Source organism: Sphingomonas sp. BL-S-29 (genome assembly GCF_055521495.1).
In genome coordinates this window covers 4,770,094-4,792,171 of sequence record NZ_CM145482.1, presented here as the reverse complement: position 1 = coordinate 4,792,171, position 22,078 = coordinate 4,770,094, and the positions used below count along the sequence as shown (strand labels likewise).

Sequence of the window (22,078 nt, the reverse complement as noted above, 5' to 3'; positions counted from 1 at the left end):
CGCCGCACCGGCAGGTCATGCTGCTCGGCGCGATTACCGCGCTCGGCTCGCTCGCGATCCATATGTTCGTGCCGGCCATGCCGATTGCTGCGGTCATGCTGCAGGCCTCGCCCTCGGTCATGCAGCTCACCCTGACGCTGTATCTGGTCGGCGTGGGTACCGGCCAGATCGTCAGCGGACCGCTGGCCGATCATGTCGGACGCCGGCCGGTGCTGCTCGGCGGGATCGCGATCTTCGTGCTCGGCTCGGCGATCTGCTGGGCGGCGGGATCGGTGTGGCTGCTGCTCGCCGGGCGGCTGATCCAGGCGCTCGGCGCATCGGCGGGGCTGGTCGTCGGGCGCGCGATGACCGGCGATACGGCGGAGGGGCGCGGCGCGCGCGACATGGCGCTGCTCACCGCGATCGTCATGCTGTCGCCGATGATTGCGCCGCTGCTCGGCAGCGTCCTGGCCGATAGCGGCGGATGGCGCGCGATCTTCGCGGTGCTGACCTTGCTCGGTCTGGCGTGCGGGATCGCCGCGATGCGCTGGCTGCCCGAGACCTTCGTTCCGCGTCCCGCCGGCGGGACGAGCCTGTTGACGAACTGGGCGCAGGTGCTGACGAACAGGGTCTTCCTGCGCAATTTGCTGCTCGGCACCTCGTTCACTGCCGGGCTCTATGTCTTTCTTGGTGCGTCGCCCTTCCTGCTGGTCGATTTCTACGGGGCCGATCCGCACGGGCTCGGCATCTATTACGGCGCCGTTGCGCTTGGCGCGGGGGCGGGCGCGCTGTCGGTGAACCGGCTGGCGGGGCGCCTTGGTGCGCGCAGCCTGATGCGGCTGGGAGCGTCGCTCGCCGCGGCCGGAGCGATCGGATTCCTGGTCGGCGCGGCGCTCGGGCGGCATGAGATCGTCGCGATGATCGTGCCGATGGCGGTCTTCTCGTTCGGCGGCGGGCTGGTCGTGCCCAACGCGTTCGTCGCCGCGCTGGCCGGGAGTCCCGACCGGGTCGGCACTGCGGTCAGCGCCTTTGGCGCGCTGCAGATGCTGGGCAACGCCGCGGTCAGCTCGCTCGTCGCCGCCCTGGCGCCGCACAGCCCGTTGCCGGTCGCCGTGGCGATCGCGCTGCTGGCGCTGCTGACCATGATCCTGACGATTGCGTCTTCGACCGGACCTGACGCCTCAGCCTAGCGTCACGTGACGCGGAAGACGCGCAGGACGACGTTGCTCGGATGACGGATGCCCTGTCCCACGAACACGCTGCGGGTCATCCAGTCGTGGGGTCCGGCCTGGACTTCGAAGACCGGCGTGGTCCGGAAATAATAGAGCGCCGGGTCGAGATCCTCGCCGGCGGTCAGCCGGGTGATGATGTCGGGCGCGGCGACCCTGACGCCCGGGTTGTCGATGGCGATGCGCGTGCCGTCCGATGCCTCCAGCGTGTATTTCGCATGGATGACGGTACGGTCCTTGCCGATCGCCTGCCAGTCGCCGCCGCCGGGCAACACCGTGCCGTTGAGCCGGGGGCCGTTGACCGTGCCGCCGGTGATCGGCACCAGCCGCCGCCGGGAGCCGTCGACCACGCCCAGCTCGACCGGCGGCGCGAGCAGGATCACGGCCTCGAAGACGAATTCGAGCGTCGGCGCTGCCGGGGTCTTATCGGCCGCGGCAAACGCGGATCGCGGCAGCGCCGCCGCCAGCACGGCACCAAGCGCTGCCTGTCGGCGGGTGAGGATCGGGGCTTCAGTCATGGCGTTGCTCCGGGGAGGATGCCGTTAGCGGGCGGACTGCGGAAAAGCCGGCAACAGGCCGATATCCGCTGGCTCGTGGCCGATGATGATACGGGCATGCAGTGCCTCGGCCACCCGGTTTATGCGATCCATCGACGCGAGGGTATCCGCGCGGCTGGTGTTGATCTTCGGCACGCCATTGGCCGCCTTCTGCTCGGCGAAATGCCACAGGTCGCCGGTCAGGATCACCGGCCCATCGGCGAGCCGCACCAGCAACGAATGATGGCCGGGCGTGTGGCCGGGCGTCGCCAGCATCATCACCCGTCCGTCGCCGAACAGGTCGCGATCGCCCGAGACCTGGTCGATCGGCGCGCTGCCCCTCGTCCAGGGGGCGAACTGGTCGCGGTCGAGATTGAAGGTCTTGCCCGTGCCGCGCACCACGGTCATGTCCTCGGCACCGATCAGCAAGGTCGCCTTGGGGAAGCTCGCCACCTGGCCGGCATGGTCCGCATGGTAATGGCTCAGCGCGACGAGGCCGATCTGGTCGGGGCGCACGCCGATGTCGCGCAACTGGTCAGTGATCGAGCGGGCGAGCCACGCGCGACCGCCGCCAACGCTGGTCTGTCTCGCACCGAGCCGGGACAAGGGCAGGCCGGTGTCCCACAGCAGATAGCGGTCGCCGTCGCGGATCAGATAGCAGCTGACCGACACCGTCTTCGACATGCCGGAAAAGGCGAAACTGTCCGACAGGAAGTCGAGATCGGGCACGTCGACCGTGCCGCAATCCAGCCGCCACAGCAGCAACTCGGGCTTTGGCTGGGCCAGTGCGGCCGACGTGGAGAGCAGGGCCAGCAACCCGCCGATCGTCAGCCATAAGGTCGCGCGTCCGATCGTCATTTCCGGCCCTCATCCTTTCGGCCGCGCTGCCCCGGATGTCGAACATCCCGTTTGCAAAGCCGGCGACTGCCAGTTATGTAACGAACTAGTACATATAAACAAGCAGGCGCGACAGGCGCTCAGTGGGAGATGGATGGATGATCGGGTCGAAACACAGGATTCTGGGCATGCTGCTGGGCGCGTCGGCGCTGATGGGGATGGCGCCGGCCGACCGCTCGATGACACCGATTGCGAGCGATCCGGTTGTCACGGCGAGCGGGCGCATCGCCGGCACGCAGCTCGATTCGGGTGTCCGCGCCTATCTCGGCATCCCCTTTGCCGCGCCGCCGGTCGGGCCGCTGCGCTGGGCGCCGCCGCAGCCCGCGACCTGGAAGGGCGTGTGGAATGCCGATCGCAAAGGGCCCGAATGCATCCAGGTGCTGCGCCCGCACGACATCAACCATTATTTCGGCGAGGAGCCTTCGTCCGAGGACTGCCTCTATATGAACCTGTGGGCGCCGGCCCAGGCAACGCCTGAATCGAAGCTGCCGGTGATCGTGTTCCTCTATGGCGGCGGCTTCACCATCGGGTCGTCGGGCATGGCCAATTATGACGGCGAGGCGATGGCCAAGGCCGGGGCGGTGTTCATCAACTTCAACTACCGCGTCGGCGCCTTTGGTTTCCTCGCGCACCCCGAACTGACGCGCGAGCAGGGCGGGCATTCGGGCAATTACGGCATCATGGACCAGACGCTGGCGCTGCGCTGGATCCGCGACAATGTCGCCCGGTTCGGCGGCGATCCGGACAAGGTGCTGATCATGGGCCAGTCCGCCGGTGCCGGCTCGGTCATCGCGCAGATCTTCAGCCCGCAGGCCAAGGGTCTGTTCCGCGCGGCGGTGATGTCGAGCGGGTGCAACTTCCGCGGCGACGGTCCGTCGCTCGCCGATGCGGAAAAGGTCGGGCTGCAATTGCAGGAGCGGCTCAAGGTGACGAGTCTCGATGCGCTGCGCCAGATCCCGGCGGATCGCATCCTGGCGACTCAATCGGAGAACCAGCTCGGCGTGCGGGTCGAGGGCGTGCGGGTCGGCGGGCCGATCGTCGACGGTTATGTGTTGCCCGCGCCCAAGGCGACGATGCTCGCGGCGGGGACGTTCAACCAGGTGCCGATCATCGCGAGCTACAACGCCAATGATCTTAGCTTCGGGCTCGAGCCGATCCTGTCGGCGAAGACGATCGCCGAATTCCAGGAGGGCGCGCGCAAGCTCTATGGGGCGGATGCCGATGCCTTCCTGAAATTCTACCCGGTGAAGACCGATGCCGAAGTGCCGGGCGTGGCCCGGGTCGCGGCGACCGAAGCCGGGCTGCAATCCAGCGCGCGCTTCTGCGCCAAGGCCCAGACCGCGGTGGGGCAGCCGGCCTAGATCGACGAATATACGCGGGTTCATCCCTATGTGCCGGGCGTGCGCATCGCCGATCAGGACACCGCCACGGTCGGTGCCTATCACACCGCCGACATCCCTTACTGGTTCGGCACGCAGGACAAATACAACTGGCAGCGACCGACGCGGAACTGGACGGCGTGGGACCGTACCTTGTCGCAGCAGATGATGGGGGCGCTGATCGCCTTTGCCGCGACCGGCAACCCGAGCACGCCGGCGATGCCCTGGCCGGCCTGGAAACCGGGCGACGAACGCAAGATCATGTTTGGTGACCAGGTGTCCTTGGTGAAACTCGACCCCAGGCGGCAGGACTGGCTGATGGCGCATAATGTCGCGACTCAGCCCGCGCCGCCGCGTTCCGGCTCGCCGCGCGACTGATGCTTCGGGTGTCGATGGCGGCGCTATCGACACCCGCCCTGCATTGGTGGTAACCAGTTAGTACACAGTGCCGGAGCCGCCTCTTGCTTACCTCGATTGCCACGGTCTCGATCAGCGGTACGCTCGAGGACAAGCTGCGCGCGATTGCCGATGCCGGCTATGACGGGGTCGAGATCTTCGAGAACGACCTGCTCGCCGCAGCCTCGTCCCCGCGCGAGATCGGGGCGATGATGCGCGACCTCGGGCTGGCCTGTACGCTGTTCCAGCCGTTCCGAGATTTCGAGGGCATGCCGACAGAATTGCGCGCCCGCACCTTCGACCGGGCCGAGCGTAAGTTCGATCTGATGCACGAACTGGGCACCGACCTGATCCTGGTCTGCTCCAACTGCTCGCCGCTCTCGCTGCCCGACCGCGACCGCATCCTCGACGACTTTGCCGAACTGGCCGACCGGGCGGCGGCGCGGCGTTTGCGGGTGGGCTATGAAGCGCTGGCCTGGGGGCGGCATGTCAACGATCATCGCGATGCCTGGAGCGTGGTGCGCGACGTGAACCATCCGGCGCTCGGGCTGATCCTCGACAGTTTCCATTCGCTCGCGCGGCGTATCCCCTCGTCGAGCATCGGCGATATCGACCCGGCGAAGCTGTTCATCGTCCAGGTCGCCGACGCGCCGTTCGTCGAGATGGATTACCTGTCCTGGGCGCGGCACCTGCGCAACATGCCGGGGCAGGGCGACTTCCCGATCGGCGAATATGCCGCCGAGCTGATGCGGATCGGCTATCAGGGCTATTGGTCGCTGGAGATCTTCAACGACCGTTTCCGGTCGGGGTCGGCGCATGTCGTGGCGCTCGACGGCTATCGCTCGCTGATCGCGCTGGAGGACGAGGTAGGCCGGCGGCCGCGGACCCCGGTCGCGCCGACCATGCCACCGCGTGTGTCGCCGACCCGGGTGAGCTTCATCGAGTTCGCGGCGGACGATGCCGAGGCGGCGATGCTGCGCGGTACCCTGGCCGCGCTGGGTTTCGTGTGTGTCGGCAGGCATCGCCGCAAGGCAGTCGAGCGCTGGCGGCAGGGCGCGATCAACATCGTCATCAACCGCGAGCAGGAGGGGTTCGCGCACAGCTTCGACATGGTCCACGGCGCGTCGGTCTGCGCGATCGGGCTGAGCGTGCCCGATGTACCCGCGGCGCTGGCCCGGGCGGAGGCACTGTCGATCCCGCGCTTCGAACAGTCGGTCGGGCCGGGCGAGATGCAGATCCCCTCGGTGCGCGGCGTCGGCGGCAGCCTGATCTATTTCATCGAGCAGGGCAGCGAGGAGGATGTCTGGGCGACCGAGTTCGGGGCGCTGGACAGTGCCGGGGCGGGCATCGGGCTGGAGACGATCGACCATATCGCCCAGACGACCTTTTATGAGGAGTTCCTGAGCTGGATCCTCTATTATGTCACCCTGTTCGACGTGACCAAGACGGTGCAGCTGCAGATTCCCGATCCGCTCGGGCTGGTGCAGAGCCAGGCGGTGGAGTCGCGCGACAAGTCCTTGCGCATCACGCTCAACAGCTCGGTCGCGCAGCAGACCCTCTCCTCGCGCTTCCTGACCAAATATATGGGCGCCGGGGTGCAGCATATCGCCTTTTCCTGCTCGGACGTGTTTGCCGCGGCGGAACGGGCGCGGGCGAACGGGCTGGAGATGCTCGAGATCTCGCGCAACTATTATGACGATCTCGACGCGCGCTTCGGGCTGGGCGCCGATCTGATCGACCGGATGGCGTCGCTCGGCATCCTCTACGACCGCGACGGGGAGGCCGAATATTTCCAGTTCTACAGCCGCGCCTTCGAAAAACGCGTCTTCTTTGAAATCGTCGAACGGCGCGGCTATGGAGGATATGGCGCGGCCAACGCCGGTATCCGCCTCGCGGCGCAATCCCGCTTCAAGGCCGAGGTCGCGTATTGATCGATTTACCAGCGGGGGAAGCGTGACCGTCCAGCAATCCAAGGCCAGCCTCCGCGCCGCATTGGCCGAGAACACCCGCGCCAACATCATCGACGTCGCGACCCGCGAATTCTCTGACAAGGGCTTTGCCGGCGCGCGGATCGACGAGATCGCCGAGAAGACCAATTCGTCGAAGCGGATGATCTATTATTATTTCGGCGGGAAGGAGGGCCTGTACCAGGCCGTTCTCGAACAATCCTATGGCGGTATCCGCGAACGCGAAGAGGCGCAGAATTTCGACGCGATGTCGGCCGAGGACGCGTTGCGCGAGATGGTCGTGCACACGTTCGACTATCACATGGCGCACCCCGATTTCGTGCGGCTGGTGATGAACGAGAACATCCTGCACGGCGCGCATATCGAGGGCGTCGAGGGCATCAAGAACCGCAATCGCAGCGTGCTCAACGCAATGAAGCGGATGCTGGATCGCGGCGTCGCGGAGGGGGTGTTCCGCGAGGGGGTCGATCCGCTCGGGCTGCACATGACGATCAGTGCCTTGTGCTTCTACAATGTCTCCAACCGCTACACGCTGCGCGCGATCTTCGGCATCGACACGTCGGTCGCCAAGACGCGCAGCAAGCGGCGCGAGCAGGTGGTCGAGGCGATCCTGGCCTATGTCCGGCGCTGAGGCGCGCGGGCGCGTATCCTAATTAATCAGCGATGAGAAAGATGTCGCGGTGTTCCGTGGCGATCTGCGGATAGCGCTGGTTGCGGCGCGGTTGAATCGAGCGCGGCCATTGTTGCAAAATGTCATGAGGGTTGCTGACATTTTGCGGCTTATCCCACCATGCCGGAGCAGCTTGCGGCACGCGCCTCTCGCAGTTATGTACTAAATAGTTAGATAAATATGGAGGGGTGGATGATCGGATCTACGGGGCGCATCGCGGGCGCGAGTCTGGCGCTGGCACTGGCGGGAGCGGCAGTCGCTGCGGCGCCTGGAAAGCGGGTGTTCCCAACGGTGGAGCGGCCGCCCTCGGCTGATCCCTATCCCGATCGCGTGACGGCTTTCCCGGGCGGCGTGACCAGCCTGGCGGATGTCGTCTACTCCGTGATCCCGGGATATCGCCCGATGATCCTCGACATCTATATGCCGCCCAAGGGCAAGGCGGCCGCGCCGAAGCCGCTGGTGATCTACGTCCATGGCGGCGGCTGGGTCGGCGGACATACCCGCGCCGGCGGGGCGCTGGCCGATTTCCCCAAGGCGCTGGCGTCGCTGGCGGCGGAGGGGTTCGTGGTCGCCTCGGTCGAATATCGGCTGTCGGGCGAAGCGCGGTTTCCGGCACAGCTCGACGATGTGCGCGCGGCGATCCGCTTTCTGAAGGGCAATGCCGGGAAATACGGAATCGATCCGGGCCGGGTCGGCATCTGGGGCGCGTCGGCGGGCGGGCATCTCGCGGCGCTTGCTGCCCTGTCCTGCGGGGCGCCGGGGCTCGACGCGAAACCGCAGCCGGCGGGATCGGAATGCGTGCAGGCGGCGGCGATCTGGTACGGGGTGTTCGACTTCGCGCCGATCGTGGCGCGGGCGGAAGGGTCACCGATCGCGCTGATCGGATGTGCCGATGCGGCGTCGTGCCCGGTCGACCGGATCAGGGCGGTGAGCCCGCTGACCTATCTCGATCCGAGCGATCCGCCGTTTTTGCTGATCCATGGCGAGGATGATCGCACCGTTGCGGTGACGCAGTCGAAGGAGGCGTTCGCCAAGATGACGGCGGCGGGGGTGAAGGTCGACGAGATATTGATGCCGGGGATCGACCACAGCTTTATCGGGAAGACGCCGGCCGAGACGCGGGTCGCGACGCTCAGGGCGGTGAATGCGACGTTCGATTTTTTCGGGGTGCAGTTGAAGGGGCGGTGAGCCCCTTCTCTTCCGTCATGCCGGACTTGTTCCGGCATCCATTCTGCGGCTGGGCGCAGCGGCAATAATCGGGCGCTGCGTTTGCGGAGGCATGGACCCCGGAACAAGTCCGGGGTGACAGGAGTGGGTGGATAGGCCTCCGCTATTTCCCCGCGACCATCGGATGCGGTTTCGGCACGTCCGTCCCGCCGCCCAGCGCCCATCTGATCCCCTCGAGATACATGGTCCGCACCCGGGGATCGTCCCAGCTGGCATCGGTGTGGCCGAGGTCGGAATAGAAGACGCGGCCCTTGCCGTAGGATTTGATCCAGGCGAGCGGAAAATCCTTGTCGGTACGGTGGACGTTGGGGTTGGTCAGGTCGACGCTGGCCGGGTCGATCCGCGCGAGCACGTCGAGCTTGTCGCGCGCATAGGGCGTGGCGGTCATCTCATAATGTTCGTCCTTGACCGTCATGCCGGTTTTGAACGCCTTCATCGCGGGGAAGCCGGGGCGCTCGACGATGATCTTCGCATCCGTGATCATCCAGGGGTGATTGTCGAAATAGGCGCCGATCATCTCGCCATATTCGGGCCAGGTATAGCCGGTCGCGATGGCGGTGTGGACGCCGATGAAACCCTTGCCGTCCTTCGCGATGAAATCGAGCAGGTCCTGCTTCTGCTGCGGCGACATGCTGGTTTCGCCATTGGTGTAGAACAGCACGGCGTCGTAATAATCGAGGTTGCGGCCGCGCGATTGTTTCTTGCCGCCCTTGGCATAATCGAACTTGCCCCAGACCTCCCCCTTGGTGATCAGGTCGGTGTCGGTGCGGATGAAGGTGACGTACGCGCCGGACTCGCGCCCGATCTGCTCGATCACCGAGGCGGCATGCGACAGCGCGCTGTGCGCGGTCTGGTTGCCGGTCGAGATGTCGGCGATGACCAGCAGGCGCTTCTTGCCGGCATAGGCATCCTCGTAGCCCGGCGGCGGACGCCGGTCGGCGGGCGGGGGCGTGACCTGCGCGGAAGAGGTGGCGGCCAAGGCGAGCGCGGCGATCGAGAGGGCAGTGCGGAGGTGGATCTTCATTGGGCGGTTCCCTTGGGCGGCAGGGCGAAGGCAGTGATGGTATCGCCGGTGAGCGGGCTGTCGAGGAAGCTGCCGCCAGTGGCGGAGACCGCGACGAACTGGCGGCCGCCGGCGAGATAGCTGACCGGGGTGGCGTGCGCGGCGGCGTCGAGCTTCACCGTCCAGAGCTCCTTGCCGGTAGCGGAGTCGAAAGCGCGGAAGCGGGAATCGTCGCTCGCGCCGATGAAGACGAGGCCGGATGCGGTGGCGATCGCGCCGCCGATATTGGGGCGGCCGGTGCGCTGCTTGTCGGCCGGCAGGCTGTCAGTGATGCCGAGCGGTACCTGCCAGACGATCCTGCCGGTCCGGGTGTCGACCGCGCTCAGCCGACCCCAGGGGGTTTTCTGGCACATCATCTTCGAGTCGGGTTGCTGGAAACGCGCGCTCAGGGTGCCACGCTCATAGGGCAGCGGACCCTTGGACGGGACGAGCGAGGTGACCTGGCCGAGGTCGCTGGTGTTGGTGAAGAGCAGGCCGGAGCGCGGATCATAGGCACTGCCGCTCCAGTTGCCGCCGCCCTGCAGGCCGGGGAAGCTGATCGTCGGTTGTTCGAGGCGCACCGGCACATAGAGCCCGCCGGACACCATCCTGTTGCTGGTGATCCAGTTCGCGCACCAGCTTTTCAGCTCGGGCGTCACGTCGGCGACATCGGCCATGGTGAAGCTGGTGCGGGCGAGCGGGGGCGTCGCGGTCGGGATCGGTTGAGTCGGCGAGGCGGCCTCGCCGGGCACGTCGCTTGCCGGGAAAGGCTTCTCCCTGACCGGCAGGATCGGCTTGCCGGTCACCCGGTCGAGGATGAACAGCAGCCCGTTCTTCGAGGTGATCGCCACCGCCGGGACCGTCCTGCCGCCGACCTTCGCGTCGAACAGCAAGGGCGGCGCCTGGAGATCATTGTCCCAGATGTCGTGATGCACGACCTGGAAATGCCAGAGATATCTGCCCGTCTTCGCGTCCGCCGCGACGAGCGAGGTGCCGTAGAGATTGTCGCCCTTGCGGTCCCCGCCGTAGCGATCGAAGGCAGGGGCGCCGAATGGCATATAGACGATGCCGCGCGCCTCATCGACGGTGAGGAAACCCCAGGCGTTGACGCCCGAACGCCCTTCCGCGCTGCCGGGTGCCCAGCTATCATAGCCGGGCTCGCCCTTGCGCGGCACCGAGTGGAAGGTCCAGACCAGCCTGCCGCTGCGCGCATCCCAGGCGCGGACGTCACCCGCCGCGCCGATCGCGGGGAATTCCTGCACGGCGGCGCCGGTGATGATCAGGTCGCCATAGACGAGCGGCGGCGAGGTCATGCCGTAGAAGCGGGCATTGCCGGTGCCGATGATCTCGGGCGTCTTCATCTCGACCGCGCCGTTGGTGCCGAAGCCGGCGGACGGTTTGCCCGTCGCGGCGTCAAGCGCGAGCAGCCGCCCGTCGCGCGTGCCGAAGAACAGGCGCGCCGCCGTGGCCGTGTCGCCCGGCCAATAGTCGAGGCCCCGGACCGAAGGCTGGCCGCGGTCGAGCAGCGAGACCCAGATCTCCTTGCCGGTCGCCGGATCGAGCGCGACGATGCGGCCATAAGGGGTGGTGATGTACATGCGCCCGCCGATCACGAGCGGCGTGACCTGCGATCCGGCGAAGCGCGAGCGTTGCGCCCGTGGCGGGCCGACTGCCTCGGCCGCGCGCTGTGCCGCGTCGGCCGCTTCTGGCGTGAGCGACGGGTCGGCCGCAGGTTTCATATGATAGACCCAGGCGGGCGCGAGGTCCTTCACATTGGCCGGGGTGATCTCGGTCAGCGGGGAGAAGCGCTGGCCGCCCTTGTCATGGCCATAGGTGGCCCAGTCGCCATCCGTGGCCGCCATGGCCGCCGACGAAAGCACCGAACACAGGAGCGCCGCAGCACCTAGCCTCATCATCCAACCCCTTGCTCCGCGCCGGTCACTTTCTGGCTGGGCGCTTATATATGAACTGGTTCGTACATTTCCCTTTTCAACGCAAGACGCTTTCGGTATCGGGGACGAAATCGATGCCGCATGGCGGACATCGGCATGCCCGGGAGAGAATGATTGGCACGCGCAGTCCATGTCCTGAACGGACCGAATCTCAACCTGCTGGGCGAGCGCGAGCCGCATATCTACGGCCATGACACGCTGGCCGATGTCGAGGCGATGTGTCGCGTCGAGGCGGATGCGGCGGGTTTCGACCTGGTGTTCCGCCAGACTCATGCCGAGCATGAGATGGTCGAGTGGATCCAGGCCGCACGCAAGGGGTCGGCCGGGCTGGTGATCAATCCCGCGGCGTTCACGTATGCCGCCTATCCGGTGCTCGATGCACTGAAGCTGTGCGACTGCCCGATCGTCGAAGTGCATATCAGCAACATCCACCGACGCGAGGCCGAGTGGCGGTCGAAATCGATCATGACTCAGGTCGTGACCGGGATCATCTCGGGGCTCGGCGTCAACGGCTATCCGCTGGCCATCCGGCATATCGCCTGGCTGCGGAGCCGCGAGCAATGAGCGGCGCGATGGGTGCGCCCCGTGCGACCCGCGCGCGTATGGGCGTGCTGGTGCTGATCACGATCGCCACCGCAATCAATTATCTCGACCGCTCGGCGATGGGCGTGGCCAAGCCGGAGCTGGTCAAGGACCTGCATATCTCGCCCGAAGTGATGGGGCTGATCTTCTCGGCCTTTTCCTGGACCTATGCCATTGCCCAGATCCCGGGCGGCATCGTGCTCGACAAGCTCGGCACGCGCATCACCTATGCCTTTTCGCTCGGCCTGTGGTCGCTGGCGACGCTGGTGCATGGCTTCATGACCAGTGTCGCGGGGCTGGTGACGGCGCGCATGGCGCTAGGCATTGCGGAGGCGCCGTGCTTCCCGGCCAACAGCCGCATCCTGAGCACCTGGTTCCCGCAATCGGAGCGTGCCCGGGCGACCGGCGTCTATACCGTCGGCGAATATATCGGGCTGGGGTTGCTGATCCCGGTGCTTGCCTGGATCGTCGCGACCTGGGGCTGGCGCTCGCTGTTCTTCATCGTCGGCGGGCTCGGCATCGTCTTTGCTCTGGTCTGGTACCGGTTGTACCGCGATCCGGAGCATAGCAACCGGGTCAACCAGGCCGAGCTCGACGTGATTGCGGCCGGCGGCGGGCTGGCCGCGGGCGGTGCCTCGATCCCCTTCACCTGGGCCAATGTCGGCAAGCTGATGCGCAAGCGCCAGATATTGGGCGCGTCGATCGGCCAGTTCTGCAGCAATTCGACTCTGGTCTTTTTCCTCACCTGGTTCCCGAGCTATCTCGCCGAGGAACGCGGCATGGACTTCATCAAGACCGGCTTCGCCGTGTCCCTGCCCTATATCGCGGCCTCGATCGGTGTGATGCTGGGCGGAGTGGTGTCCGACTGGCTGATCCGCCGCACCGGTTCGCCGAGCATCGGCCGCAAGCTGCCGATCGTCGCCGGGCTGCTGCTCTGCGCGACGATGGTCACCGCCAATTTCGTCGACTCGAACGCCTTCGTCATCGTGATCATGTCGATCGCCTTTTTCGGCCAGGGCATGGCCGGGCTGGGCTGGACCCTGCTCTCCGACGTCGCGCCCAAGCCGATGATCGGGCTGACCGGCGGGCTGTTCAATCTCTGCGCCAATCTGGCCGGGATCGTGACGCCGCTGGTGGTCGGTTTCGTGGTCGGCGGAACCGGCAGTTTCTATGGCGCGCTGGTCTATATCGGCGCGCTCGGGCTGGTCGGCGCGGCCGCCTATATCGTCATTCTGGGACCGGTCGAGCGCGTCTCGATCGATTGAGCCGATCCGGTTCGAATGTTTTGACATGTACCAGTCCGTTCATTAAGTAACGAAACAGTTAGTGCAAAAAGCACGACATATAAAAAGGGGAAGATGCCATGAAGAGCGCACGTCTGACGTTGAGTGTTTCCGCCATTCCATTCCTGATGCTCGCAACTGCTCAATCCGCCTTCGGCCAGGCCGTGCCGGCGACACCGTCGCCGGCCGAGGCGACTCAGGTCGAGGATGACAATGGCGAGCGCATCGAGGACATCATCGTCACCGGATCGAGCCTGCGCGGCGTCGCGCCGGTCGGCTCCAATCTCGTCACGGTCGGGCGCGAGCAGATCGAGGATATCGCGCCGCAGACCGCGCAGCAGCTGCTCAAGACGGTGCCGTCGGTCGTCGGATCGCAGAGCGCCGGGCAGGGCGCCTATGGCAGCTTCGACGGCGCCGGCACCAATGCCCCGACGATCCACGGCCTCGGCGCCTCCGCCTCGAACAGCACGCTGGTGCTGATCAACGGCCATCGTTTCCCGCTGACCGGCCTCAACCATGCGCTGGGCGATCCCAACATCATCGCGCCGCTGGCAGTCGAGCGCGTCGAGGTGCTCGCCGACGGCGCGTCCTCGGTCTATGGCTCGGATGCGGTCGCGGGCGTCATCAACTTCATCACCCGCCGCAGCTATAGCGGCATCGAGGCGACGGCCCAGGCCGGCTTCGGCGACGAATATCGCACCTTCAACGCCGGTATCCTCGCGGGCACCAAATGGGACAGCGGCTCCGCGCTGGTCTCCTACAATTATTCCGACCGGTCGAACCTGCTGGCGGGCGACCGTGCCTTCACCAAGGCGGATCACCGGCCTCAGGGCGGCACCAACTTCGCCGGTTATGGCTGCTCGCCCGCGACGGTGACCGCCAACGGCCTGATCTATTATTCGCCCTATACCGCCGCCGGCCTGCCCAACAATGCGGCGGCGAACGGCGTTTGCGACTTCACCGGCCTGACCGACCTGATCCCGTCGGAGAAGCGCCACAGCGTGATCGCGACGATCCGCCAGGAGATCGGCGACAAGTTCACCGGTACGGTCGACGTCGTCTATTCGAACCGCAAGAACCATCAGATCGTCGCGCGCGGATCGGCCAGCGCCACGATCTTCGGGCCGGGTTCGGCCAATGCCGCGCAGATCAATCCGTTCTTCACCCTGCCGACCGGCGTCGTCGCGACCTCCGAAACGGTCAATTTCGATGCCGACGCGCTGTTCGGCCCGGGCGCCTATATCGATTCGGGCGCGGAGAATTTCTACGTCGCGGCTGACGGCGTCTATCGCATCACCGATACGTGGAACTTGAATGTCGGCGCCGTGGCGGGGCGCGACTCGTCGCGGCAGTTCAATTCGGGCCAGCTCAACGCCAGCGCCTATAACCTCGCGGTCAACGGCACGACCAATGGCGGCGGCAACGCCACCGCGCCGTCGATCCCGGGCTCGACGACGATCATCCTCAACACCCCGCTGACGACGGCGAACGCGTTCGACCCGTATCGGGTCCCGGGCAACCGGTCGTCGGCCGCGACGCTCGCCAAGCTGATCGACAACAACCAGACCCTGGCGACGCGCCAGACGCTGACGAACATCTATGCCAAGGTCGACGGGGCGTTGTTCGATCTGCCGGGCGGCGCGGTGCGCGTCGCGCTGGGCGGGGAATATACCAAATATCATATCGACCAGGACATCACCCGGCCGAATGCAACCGGCCCGGCCTCGACCGGATCGTCGACGCTCAACCTGCGTTACGACCGCGATGTGAAATCGGCCTATGTCGAGGTGCTGCTGCCGCTGGTCGGGCCGGACACCGGCATCCCGGGCGTGCGCAAGTTCGATGTCATCGTGTCGGGCCGCTACGACAAATATAGCGATTTCGGCGAGACGAAGAATCCGAAGATCGCCGCCAACTGGGAAATCGTCGAGGGCGTGAAGATCCGCGGCAACTGGGCCGAATCCTTCGTCGCCCCGGCACTGACCAGCTTCGGCACCAACGCGGTCGGCCTGACCGGCGAATCCGGCTTTGCCGGTGCCAATGGCAGCAGCGTGCCGGGCGGCACCTTCACCGTTTCGACCTCGGCCTTTCCCGGGGCGATCGGCCTGCCGGGCTGTCCGGCGGGATCGACCACCTGCACGATTGGGAGCGGCGTGACCGGCCTGTTGCTGACCGGCGGCAATGCCGACCTCAAGCCGCAGACGGGCAAGGCGTTCAGCATCGGTATCGACCTGACCCCGACCTTCGCCCCCGGCCTGCGGGTCAGCGTGACCTATTGGAACAACAAGCTGCGCGGCGGCATCACCTCGCCGGTCCCCTCGCTCGCCCTGGGCGCGGCCGACCTTGCCTATCTGCTCCAGCTCTATCCGGCCGGCGCGACGCCGGCGCAGATCGGCACCGCTACCGCCGGCCTGCCACAGACCGGTGCGCTCAACGCGACGACCTATTTCATCTATGACTATCGCCAGCGCAACGTGCTCAACCTCGATGTGGCCGGTATCGACGCCAGCGTGAATTATGCGACCAGCACCAGCTTCGGCGACTTCAATTTCGGCGCCAGCGGCACGCTGAAGACCAAGTTCGACCAGTTCTTCGGCACCAACGGCACCAAGTTCAGCGTGCTCGGCACGGCGGGCTTCAACACGACCTTCCCATCGGTGAAGTTCGAGAGCCGGGCGAACATCGGCTGGTCGCTCGCCGGCTTCAGTGCCAACGCCTATCTGAACTATCTCGGTGCCTATCGGAACTGGAGCGGATCGAGCCAGGTGCCGATCACCCGCACCAATGGTTTCCCGACCGGCGGCGGGGCGCGGGTGAAGCCGAACACCACGGTCGACCTCAACCTGTCGTACAAGATCAAGGACGTGTTCCTGAAGGAAGCGCAGATCTTCGTCGACGTGACCAATTTGTTCGACCGCGACCCGCCTTTCTACAATGTCTCGGCGGGTTACGATAACATCAATGCCAGTCCGATCGGGCGCGTGGCCACGATCGGTCTGAGGACCAAATTCTGATGACCGGGGCCCGCTGGCCGATCGTGGCGCGGCGGGCCCTTTTTGCCGGCGGTCTCGACCAGGGCCGCGTGGCGCGTACGGAGCGTGTGATTTGACGAGTGAAGCTTCCCCTTTTCCGGAACAGCGACGGTCCTTTCTGACGGGGTTGCTTGGCCGCGACATCCTGGCATCGCGCTCGCCCTGGCTGCACGAACGCGAAGCCGATGCGCAGGGGTTGCGGCTGGTCTATTCGCTCTATGATTTCGCCGCGCGCGGATGGGACGAGAGCGACCTGCCGACATTGCTCGACGCGGCGGCGATGGTCGGGGTTTCCGGCCTCAACGTAACTCACCCCTACAAACAGGCAGTCGTGCACTATCTCGACGACCTGTCCGAAGGGGCGCGGCGGATCGGCGCGGTCAACACGGTGCAGTTCGTCGACGGCAAGCGCATCGGCCACAATACCGACGTGACCGGGTTCGGCGAGAGCTTCCGCCACGGCCTGCCCGATGCGGCGATCGAGTCCGTGGTGCAGATGGGCGCCGGTGGCGCCGGCTTCGCGACGGCGCATGCATTGCTCGATCTCGGCGTGGCGCAGCTGCAGATTTTCGATGTCGACAGCGCGCGACGCCGGGCGCTGGTCGAGAAGCTGGGGCGCGATTTCGGCGACGGGCGCGCGGTCGAGGGGACCGACCTGGAGACGGCGATCGCCGGCGCGGACGGTATCGTCAATGCGACGCCGATCGGCATGGTGAATTATCCGGGCACCTCGATCCCGGTCGAGTTGCTGCGGCCGAGTCACTGGGTTGCCGACATCGTCTATTTCCCGCTCGAGACGATGCTGTTGAGCGAAGCGCGGCGGCGCGGGTGCCGCACGCTGGACGGCAGCGGCATGGTGGTGTTCCAGGCGGCGGCGGCGTTCGACATCTTCACCGGGGTGACCGCCGATCGCGAGCGCATGCTGAAGAGCTTCGTCGATTTCGTCAGTGCCCCGGCGGTGCGTGCGGCCTGAGGCGATGATCACGCTCGGCCATGTCAATATCCGCACCACCCGCCTCGACGAGACCTGCGCCTTTTACGAGAAGATCCTTGGTTTCCGGCGCGTGACCGCGGCGACCAATCCCGATCCTTCGCGCAATCTCTGGCTGGCCGATGCGGCAGGCAATCCGAGCGTTCACGTCAATGTGTTCCGGCCGGCCGAGTCCGTGGTCGCGGGCGGCGGCACCTGCCTCGACCATATCGCGTTCAACTGCCCCGATCGCGGCGCGATGGCGGCGTTGCTCGCGCGCGAGGGCATTCCCTATACCGAGATCGAGACCCGGGTGCCCGGGCTGGTGCAGTTCAATCTGCACGACCCGAACGGCGTGCGGGTCGAGCTGACCTTCGGGCATGAGCTGGTCCGGCTGGCGGACTGAATCAGGCGAGCTCCTCGCCGGGCAGCAGCTCGGTGCTGACCTGGGCCTGCAATGGTGCGGCATAGCGGGCGCCGCGGATCGCGCCGGGCGCGAAGATCGAGTCGACCCGGGCGATCGTGTCGGTGCCGAGCGTGACGGTCGCCGCCTTCAGATCCTCTTCCAGATGTGCCGGATCGCGCGTGCCCGGGATCGGCACGATATGGTCGCCCTGCGCCAGCACCCAGGCAAGCGCGAGCTGGGCCGGGGTCAGCCCGATTTCGGCCGCCAGCGCGTCGAAGGCGGCGACGGCCCTGAGGTTGTGCGAGAGATGGGGCTCGACGAAGCGCGGCATATGGGCGCGGATATCGCCCGCCGGGTAGCGGTCGTCACGGATCGCGCCGGCGAGCATGCCGCGCGCGACCGGCGAGAAGGCGACGAAGGCGATGCCGAGCTCGCGGCAGGTGTCGAGCACCGCGACTTCGGGGTTGCGCACGATCGGCGAATATTCGGTCTGGACCGCGGCGATCGGGTGGACCGCCTGGGCTCGGCGGATCGCGTCGGCGCCCATTTCGGACAGTCCGATCGTGCCGATCTTGCCCGCTTCCTTCAGCCGGACGAGCGCGCCGACCGAGTCCTCGACAGGCACATCGGGGTCGGGGCGATGCAGATAGAGAAGGTCGATATGGTCAGTGCCGAGGCGGCCGAGCGAACGGTCGACCGAGCGGGTGATCGCGTCGGGCGAGCCGTCGAGGGTGCGCTTGCCGTCGATCATGTCGAGCACGCATTTGCTCGCCAGGGTGAACTCGGCCTTGCGGTGCATGATCGCACCGGCAATCAGCGTTTCGTTGCGGCCGCCGCCATAGAGCGCGGCGGTGTCGATCAGCGTGACGCCGAGATCGAGCGCGCGGTTGAGCAGGCGCGCGCCGTCTTCCGCCGAGGGCGCCACGTCATAGGCGTGGCTGAGCCCCATCGCGCCGAGGCCGATGGCGGAGACGGAAAAGGGGCCGATGCGGCGGACGGGCAGGGACATGGTTAGAGCGGCAATCCCACATAGTTTTCGGCGATCGCGGTCTGCATTGCCTCGGACGAGGCGACATAGTCCAGCTCCGCGATCTGCATGCGGTGCTCGAACGGCCCGTCCTCGGGGAAACGGTGCATCAGCTTGGTGAGGTACCAGCTGAACCGCTCCGCCTTCCAGATGCGGGCGAGCGCCTTGTCCTGGTATCCGGTCAGGCCGGCCTCGTCGCTTCGCTGGTAGTGCGCGGTCAGCGCGTCGGCGAGATAGGCGACGTCCGAGGCGGCGAGGTTCAGGCCCTTGGCGCCGGTCGGCGGCACGATATGCGCGGAATCCCCGGCGAGGAACAGGCGGCCGTGGCGCATCGGCTCGAACACATAGGAGCGAAGCGGGGCGATCGACATCTCCAGCGCCGGGCCGCGCGTGACGCCGCGGCTCGAAATGGAGTCGAAGCGCAGCGCGAGCTCGTCCCATAGCCGGTCCTCGGGCCAGTCCTCGACCGTGTCGGTCAGCGGGACCTGGACATAATAGCGGCTGCGCGTCGCCGAGCGCATCGAGGCGAGCGCGAAGCCGCGCGGCCCGTTGGAATAGATCAGCTCGTGATGGCAGGGCGGCACATCGGCGAGGATGCCGAGCCAGCCGAACGGATATTCGCGCTCGAAGTCGCGCGCGACGCTGGCCGGGAAAGCCTTGCGCGAAGGGCCGTGGAAACCGTCGCAGCCGGCGATGAAGTCGGCCTGGATCGTGACCGTCTCTCCGCCGCTGGTATAGCTGATCGAGGGATGATCGCTGTCGACATCGTGGAGCGCGAGGTCCTTCGCCTCGAACACGATGTCCAGCCCGCGTTCCGGCGCGGCGGCGAACAGGTCGCGGGTCAACTCGGTCTGGCCATAGACCATGACATGCTTGCCGGTGAGGCGGGTGATGTCGATGCGGATCAGCCGCTCGCCATCGGCGAGGTTGAAGCCCTCCTCGATCAGCCCTTCGGCCTTCATCCGCGCGTCCACGCCAAGGCGGCTCATCAGATCGGTCGTCACGGTCTCCAGCACGCCCGCGCGGATGCGGCTCTCGACATAGGCCTGGGTCTGGCGCTCGAGGATGACGCAGTCGATCCCCTCGGCGCGCAGCAGATGGCCGAGCAACAGCCCGGCGGGGCCGGCGCCGATGATCGCAACGCCGGTCTTCATGTCCGTGCTCGCATAAATTCAGTCTTTCCGAAGCTGATCGAGCGCGCCGCGCACCCAGGCGACGAACTCCTTGTTGGCCTGGCGCACGCCTTGCGCGGACGCCCGATATTGATCGGCGTCTTCGCCCAGCCGCACGGCGGGCCAATTGGCCTGATGGAGCGCCGCAGCCGAGCGCATCCGCGAGAATTTGCTGCGATATTCCTGGGCCATGCCGGCCTCCGCCGTGCCGAAGATCGGCTCGGCGATCTTGCCGACCTCGGCGATCCGGAGCGAGAGATCGCGGCGTAACCGGATCAGGTCGTGGCGCCGTGCGTCGTCGGTCCGGTCAGCGATACTGGCCAGTTCGGCCTGGATCGCCTCGAGCGCGCTCAGTTCGCGGGAAAGGGGGGTGAAATCGGGCATGTCACGCTGCCAGCTGCTGTTCGAGCGCGTCGAGCACGCGGTAACAGGGCAGGACCTGCGCGACCGAGCTGTTGGGCTCGCGGCCCTCGCGGATCGCGGCGATGAACTCGCGGTCCTGCAGCTCGATGCCGTTCATCGAGACATCGACTTTCGACACGTCGATCTGCTCGTCCTTGCCGGTGAAGAGATCGTCGTAACGGGCGAGATAGGTCGCGGTGTCGCCGATATAGCGGAAGAAGGTGCCGAGCGGCCCGTCATTGTTGAAGCTGAGCGACAGCGTGCAGATCGCGCCGCTTTCCGCCTTGAGCTGGATCGACATGTCCATGGCGATGCCGAGCTCGGGATGGATCGGCCCTTCGATCGCGTTGGCCTTGACGATCGGGCCGGCCTGATAGGCGAACAGATCGACGGTATGCGCGGCGTGATGCCAGAGCAGATGATCGGTCCAGCTGCGTGCCTCGCCCTTGGCGTTCATGTTCTTGCGGCGGAAGAAATAGGTCTGGACGTCCATCTGCTGGATGTTGAAGTCGCCGGCCACGATCCGGTTGTGGATGAACTGGTGGCTCGGATTGAAGCGGCGGGTGTGGCCGACCATGCAGGTGAGGCCGGTTTCCTGCTGCTTCGCCAGCACCGCCTCGGCATCGGCGAGGCTGTCGGCGAGCGGGATCTCGACCTGAACATGCTTGCCCGCATCCATGCACTGGATCGCCTGGTCGGCGTGCATTTGCGTGGGGGTGCAGAGGATCACCGCATCGACATCGTCGCGCGCGAGGCTGTCGGAGAGATCGGTGGTGGCGTGGCCGATGCCGTATTTGTCGGCGATCGCCTGAGTGGGTTCGAGGCGGCGGCCGACCAGGGAGACGACCTCGACGCCCTGGATCAGCTTGAGGCCGTCGAGATGTTTTTCACCGAAGGCGCCGGCTCCGGCCAAGGCGATTTTCATACTTGTCTCCTTCTTCATCCCCTCCCTGCAAGGGAGGGGCAAGGGGTGGGTGAGCGACGACGAGGGCTCGATGCCCTCGGCGTCGCTTTATGCGGTGAGGGCGGTGGGGCTCGCTTGCGCTCGCCACCCACCCCCGGCCCCTCCCTTGCAGGGAGGGGAGAAAGTCACACAGGCTCCAGCACGATATGCCCGACCGCCGTATTGCTGGCGGGCACGTGATAATGCCGGTGCAGGACTCGCGTCGCCTTGCCGAGCGCGCCGCGCATGACGAGCCACATCACCATCTCGATGCCCTCGCTGCCCGTCTCGCGCAGATATTCGATGTGCGGGATGTGGCGCAGGCGATCGCTGTCGCCGATCAGCCCGTCGAGGAAGTCATTGTCCCATACCGGATTGATCAGCCCGGCGCGCGGGCCCTGGAGCTGATGGCTCATGCCGCCGGTGCCCCAGACCTGGACGTTCAGATCCTCCGGGAAACTCTCGACCGCGCGGGCGATCGCCTCGCCCAGCGCCCAGCAGCGATTGCCGGAGGGCGGCGGGTAGGTGACGACGTTCACCGCGAGCGGGATGACCTTGACCGGCCAGGCGTCGGGCTGGCCGAACATCATCGACAGCGGCACGGTCAGGCCGTGATCGACGTCCATCTCGTTGATGATGGTCATGTCGAACTCGTCGAGGATCAGGCTCTGCGCGATGTGCCAGGCGAGATCGGGATGGCCCTCGACCACCGGCACCTTGCGCGGGCCCCAGCCTTCGTCGGCGGGCTGGAATTCCTCGGCGCAGCCGATCGCGAAGGTCGGGATGATCTTCATGTCGAAGGCGGAGGCATGGTCGTTATAGACCAGGATCACGACATCGGGCTTCGCGTTCTTCTCCCACGCCCTGGTCCAGTCGTAACCGGCAAAGGCGGGCTTCCAATAGTCCTCGCCCGTCTTGCCGAGATCGATCGCGGCGCCGAGCGCGGGGATGTGGCTGGTCGCCACGCCGGCAGTGATGCGCGCCATC

21 protein-coding genes are annotated in these 22,078 nt (G+C 66.3%); 11 read left to right on the top strand and 10 right to left on the bottom strand.

The features are described 5' to 3' along the window. Window positions 1-17 precede the first annotated feature (17 nt). Window positions 18-1,169 carry a multidrug effflux MFS transporter gene (locus ACZ1I2_RS22790; RefSeq protein WP_465175735.1) on the top strand — a complete coding sequence of 384 codons (1,152 nt, stop codon included), beginning with the start codon at window positions 18-20 and terminating at the stop codon, window positions 1,167-1,169. A gap of 2 nt (window positions 1,170-1,171) precedes the next feature. Here ACZ1I2_RS22790 and ACZ1I2_RS22785 read toward each other — a convergent pair whose 3' ends face one another. Continuing rightward, window positions 1,172-1,726, bottom strand: coding sequence for a DUF3237 domain-containing protein (locus ACZ1I2_RS22785; protein ID WP_465175736.1), 555 nt, complete (start codon window positions 1,724-1,726; stop codon window positions 1,172-1,174). Between the two features lie 24 nt (window positions 1,727-1,750). After that, entirely contained in the window at window positions 1,751-2,602 is an 852-nt protein-coding gene (locus ACZ1I2_RS22780) for an N-acyl homoserine lactonase family protein (protein WP_465175737.1), read from the bottom strand. Between the two features lie 137 nt (window positions 2,603-2,739). Between ACZ1I2_RS22780 and ACZ1I2_RS22775 the strand changes: the two genes are divergently transcribed. The 4 genes from ACZ1I2_RS22775 (at window position 2,740) to ACZ1I2_RS22760 (ending at window position 7,014) form a co-directional block, all read left to right on the top strand. Further along, window positions 2,740-4,002 carry a carboxylesterase/lipase family protein gene (locus ACZ1I2_RS22775; RefSeq protein ID WP_465175738.1) on the top strand — a complete coding sequence of 421 codons (1,263 nt, stop codon included), beginning with the start codon at window positions 2,740-2,742 and terminating at the stop codon, window positions 4,000-4,002. A 39-nt stretch (window positions 4,003-4,041) separates the two neighbouring features. Beyond that, on the top strand, window positions 4,042-4,398 hold the full coding sequence (locus ACZ1I2_RS22770) for a carboxylesterase family protein (RefSeq protein ID WP_465175739.1): 357 nt from the start codon (window positions 4,042-4,044) through the stop codon (window positions 4,396-4,398). Between the two features lie 83 nt (window positions 4,399-4,481). Continuing rightward, window positions 4,482-6,347: a bifunctional sugar phosphate isomerase/epimerase/4-hydroxyphenylpyruvate dioxygenase family protein gene (locus tag ACZ1I2_RS22765; RefSeq protein WP_465175740.1), complete on the top strand. Its 1,866-nt coding sequence runs from the start codon at window positions 4,482-4,484 to the stop codon at window positions 6,345-6,347. 22 nt (window positions 6,348-6,369) lie between these two features. Next, the gene (locus tag ACZ1I2_RS22760; RefSeq protein ID WP_465171909.1) at window positions 6,370-7,014 is read left to right on the top strand and encodes a TetR/AcrR family transcriptional regulator; all 645 of its coding nucleotides are present in this window, start codon (window positions 6,370-6,372) and stop codon (window positions 7,012-7,014) included. A 22-nt stretch (window positions 7,015-7,036) separates the two neighbouring features. Here the strand turns inward: ACZ1I2_RS22760 and ACZ1I2_RS22755 are convergent, their stop codons facing one another. After that, entirely contained in the window at window positions 7,037-7,195 is a 159-nt protein-coding gene (locus ACZ1I2_RS22755; protein ID WP_465171910.1) for a hypothetical protein, read from the bottom strand. A 50-nt stretch (window positions 7,196-7,245) separates the two neighbouring features. Here ACZ1I2_RS22755 and ACZ1I2_RS22750 point away from each other — a divergent pair, with 50 nt between their 5' ends. After that, window positions 7,246-8,241, top strand: a complete 996-nt coding sequence (locus tag ACZ1I2_RS22750; RefSeq protein ID WP_465171911.1) for an alpha/beta hydrolase fold domain-containing protein — start codon at window positions 7,246-7,248, stop codon at window positions 8,239-8,241. A gap of 142 nt (window positions 8,242-8,383) precedes the next feature. Here the strand turns inward: ACZ1I2_RS22750 and ACZ1I2_RS22745 are convergent, their stop codons facing one another. Continuing rightward, window positions 8,384-9,304, bottom strand: a complete 921-nt coding sequence (locus tag ACZ1I2_RS22745) for a ThuA domain-containing protein (protein ID WP_465175741.1) — start codon at window positions 9,302-9,304, stop codon at window positions 8,384-8,386. Beyond that, window positions 9,301-11,184, bottom strand: coding sequence for a pyrroloquinoline quinone-dependent dehydrogenase (locus ACZ1I2_RS22740; protein ID WP_465175742.1), 1,884 nt, complete (start codon window positions 11,182-11,184; stop codon window positions 9,301-9,303). The genes ACZ1I2_RS22745 and ACZ1I2_RS22740 overlap by 4 nt, the downstream gene beginning before the upstream one ends. A 204-nt stretch (window positions 11,185-11,388) precedes the next feature. Between ACZ1I2_RS22740 and ACZ1I2_RS22735 the strand changes: the two genes are divergently transcribed. The 5 genes from ACZ1I2_RS22735 (at window position 11,389) to ACZ1I2_RS22715 (ending at window position 17,547) form a co-directional block, all read left to right on the top strand. Continuing rightward, window positions 11,389-11,838 carry a type II 3-dehydroquinate dehydratase gene (locus tag ACZ1I2_RS22735; RefSeq protein ID WP_465171914.1) on the top strand — a complete coding sequence of 150 codons (450 nt, stop codon included), beginning with the start codon at window positions 11,389-11,391 and terminating at the stop codon, window positions 11,836-11,838. Next, complete coding sequence (locus ACZ1I2_RS22730; protein ID WP_465175743.1) at window positions 11,835-13,121, top strand: MFS transporter; 1,287 nt, start codon at window positions 11,835-11,837, stop codon at window positions 13,119-13,121. Before ACZ1I2_RS22735 ends, ACZ1I2_RS22730 begins: the two co-directional genes overlap by 4 nt. A 98-nt stretch (window positions 13,122-13,219) precedes the next feature. Further along, window positions 13,220-16,153, top strand: a complete 2,934-nt coding sequence (locus ACZ1I2_RS22725; RefSeq protein ID WP_465175744.1) for a TonB-dependent receptor domain-containing protein — start codon at window positions 13,220-13,222, stop codon at window positions 16,151-16,153. A gap of 145 nt (window positions 16,154-16,298) precedes the next feature. Continuing rightward, the gene (locus ACZ1I2_RS22720; protein WP_465181539.1) at window positions 16,299-17,144 is read left to right on the top strand and encodes a shikimate dehydrogenase; all 846 of its coding nucleotides are present in this window, start codon (window positions 16,299-16,301) and stop codon (window positions 17,142-17,144) included. 4 nt (window positions 17,145-17,148) lie between these two features. After that, a complete protein-coding gene (locus tag ACZ1I2_RS22715) occupies window positions 17,149-17,547 on the top strand; it encodes a VOC family protein (RefSeq protein WP_465181538.1) in 399 nt (132 codons plus the stop codon). Between the two features lies 1 nt (window position 17,548). Here ACZ1I2_RS22715 and ACZ1I2_RS22710 read toward each other — a convergent pair whose 3' ends face one another. From ACZ1I2_RS22710 to ACZ1I2_RS22690, 5 genes are all read right to left on the bottom strand, one after another. Next, window positions 17,549-18,556: an aldo/keto reductase gene (locus ACZ1I2_RS22710; protein ID WP_465175747.1), complete on the bottom strand. Its 1,008-nt coding sequence runs from the start codon at window positions 18,554-18,556 to the stop codon at window positions 17,549-17,551. Between the two features lie 2 nt (window positions 18,557-18,558). Further along, a complete protein-coding gene (gene pobA / locus ACZ1I2_RS22705) occupies window positions 18,559-19,728 on the bottom strand; it encodes a 4-hydroxybenzoate 3-monooxygenase (protein WP_465175748.1) in 1,170 nt (389 codons plus the stop codon). A gap of 18 nt (window positions 19,729-19,746) precedes the next feature. Then, on the bottom strand, window positions 19,747-20,130 hold the full coding sequence (locus tag ACZ1I2_RS22700) for a hypothetical protein (protein ID WP_465175749.1): 384 nt from the start codon (window positions 20,128-20,130) through the stop codon (window positions 19,747-19,749). 1 nt (window position 20,131) lies between these two features. Continuing rightward, window positions 20,132-21,073, bottom strand: a complete 942-nt coding sequence (locus ACZ1I2_RS22695; protein WP_465175750.1) for a Gfo/Idh/MocA family oxidoreductase — start codon at window positions 21,071-21,073, stop codon at window positions 20,132-20,134. Between the two features lie 164 nt (window positions 21,074-21,237). Further along, window positions 21,238-22,077 (bottom strand): class III extradiol dioxygenase subunit beta, encoded by an 840-nt coding sequence (locus ACZ1I2_RS22690; protein ID WP_465175751.1) that lies wholly within the window; start codon window positions 22,075-22,077, stop codon window positions 21,238-21,240. Window position 22,078 lies beyond the last annotated feature (1 nt).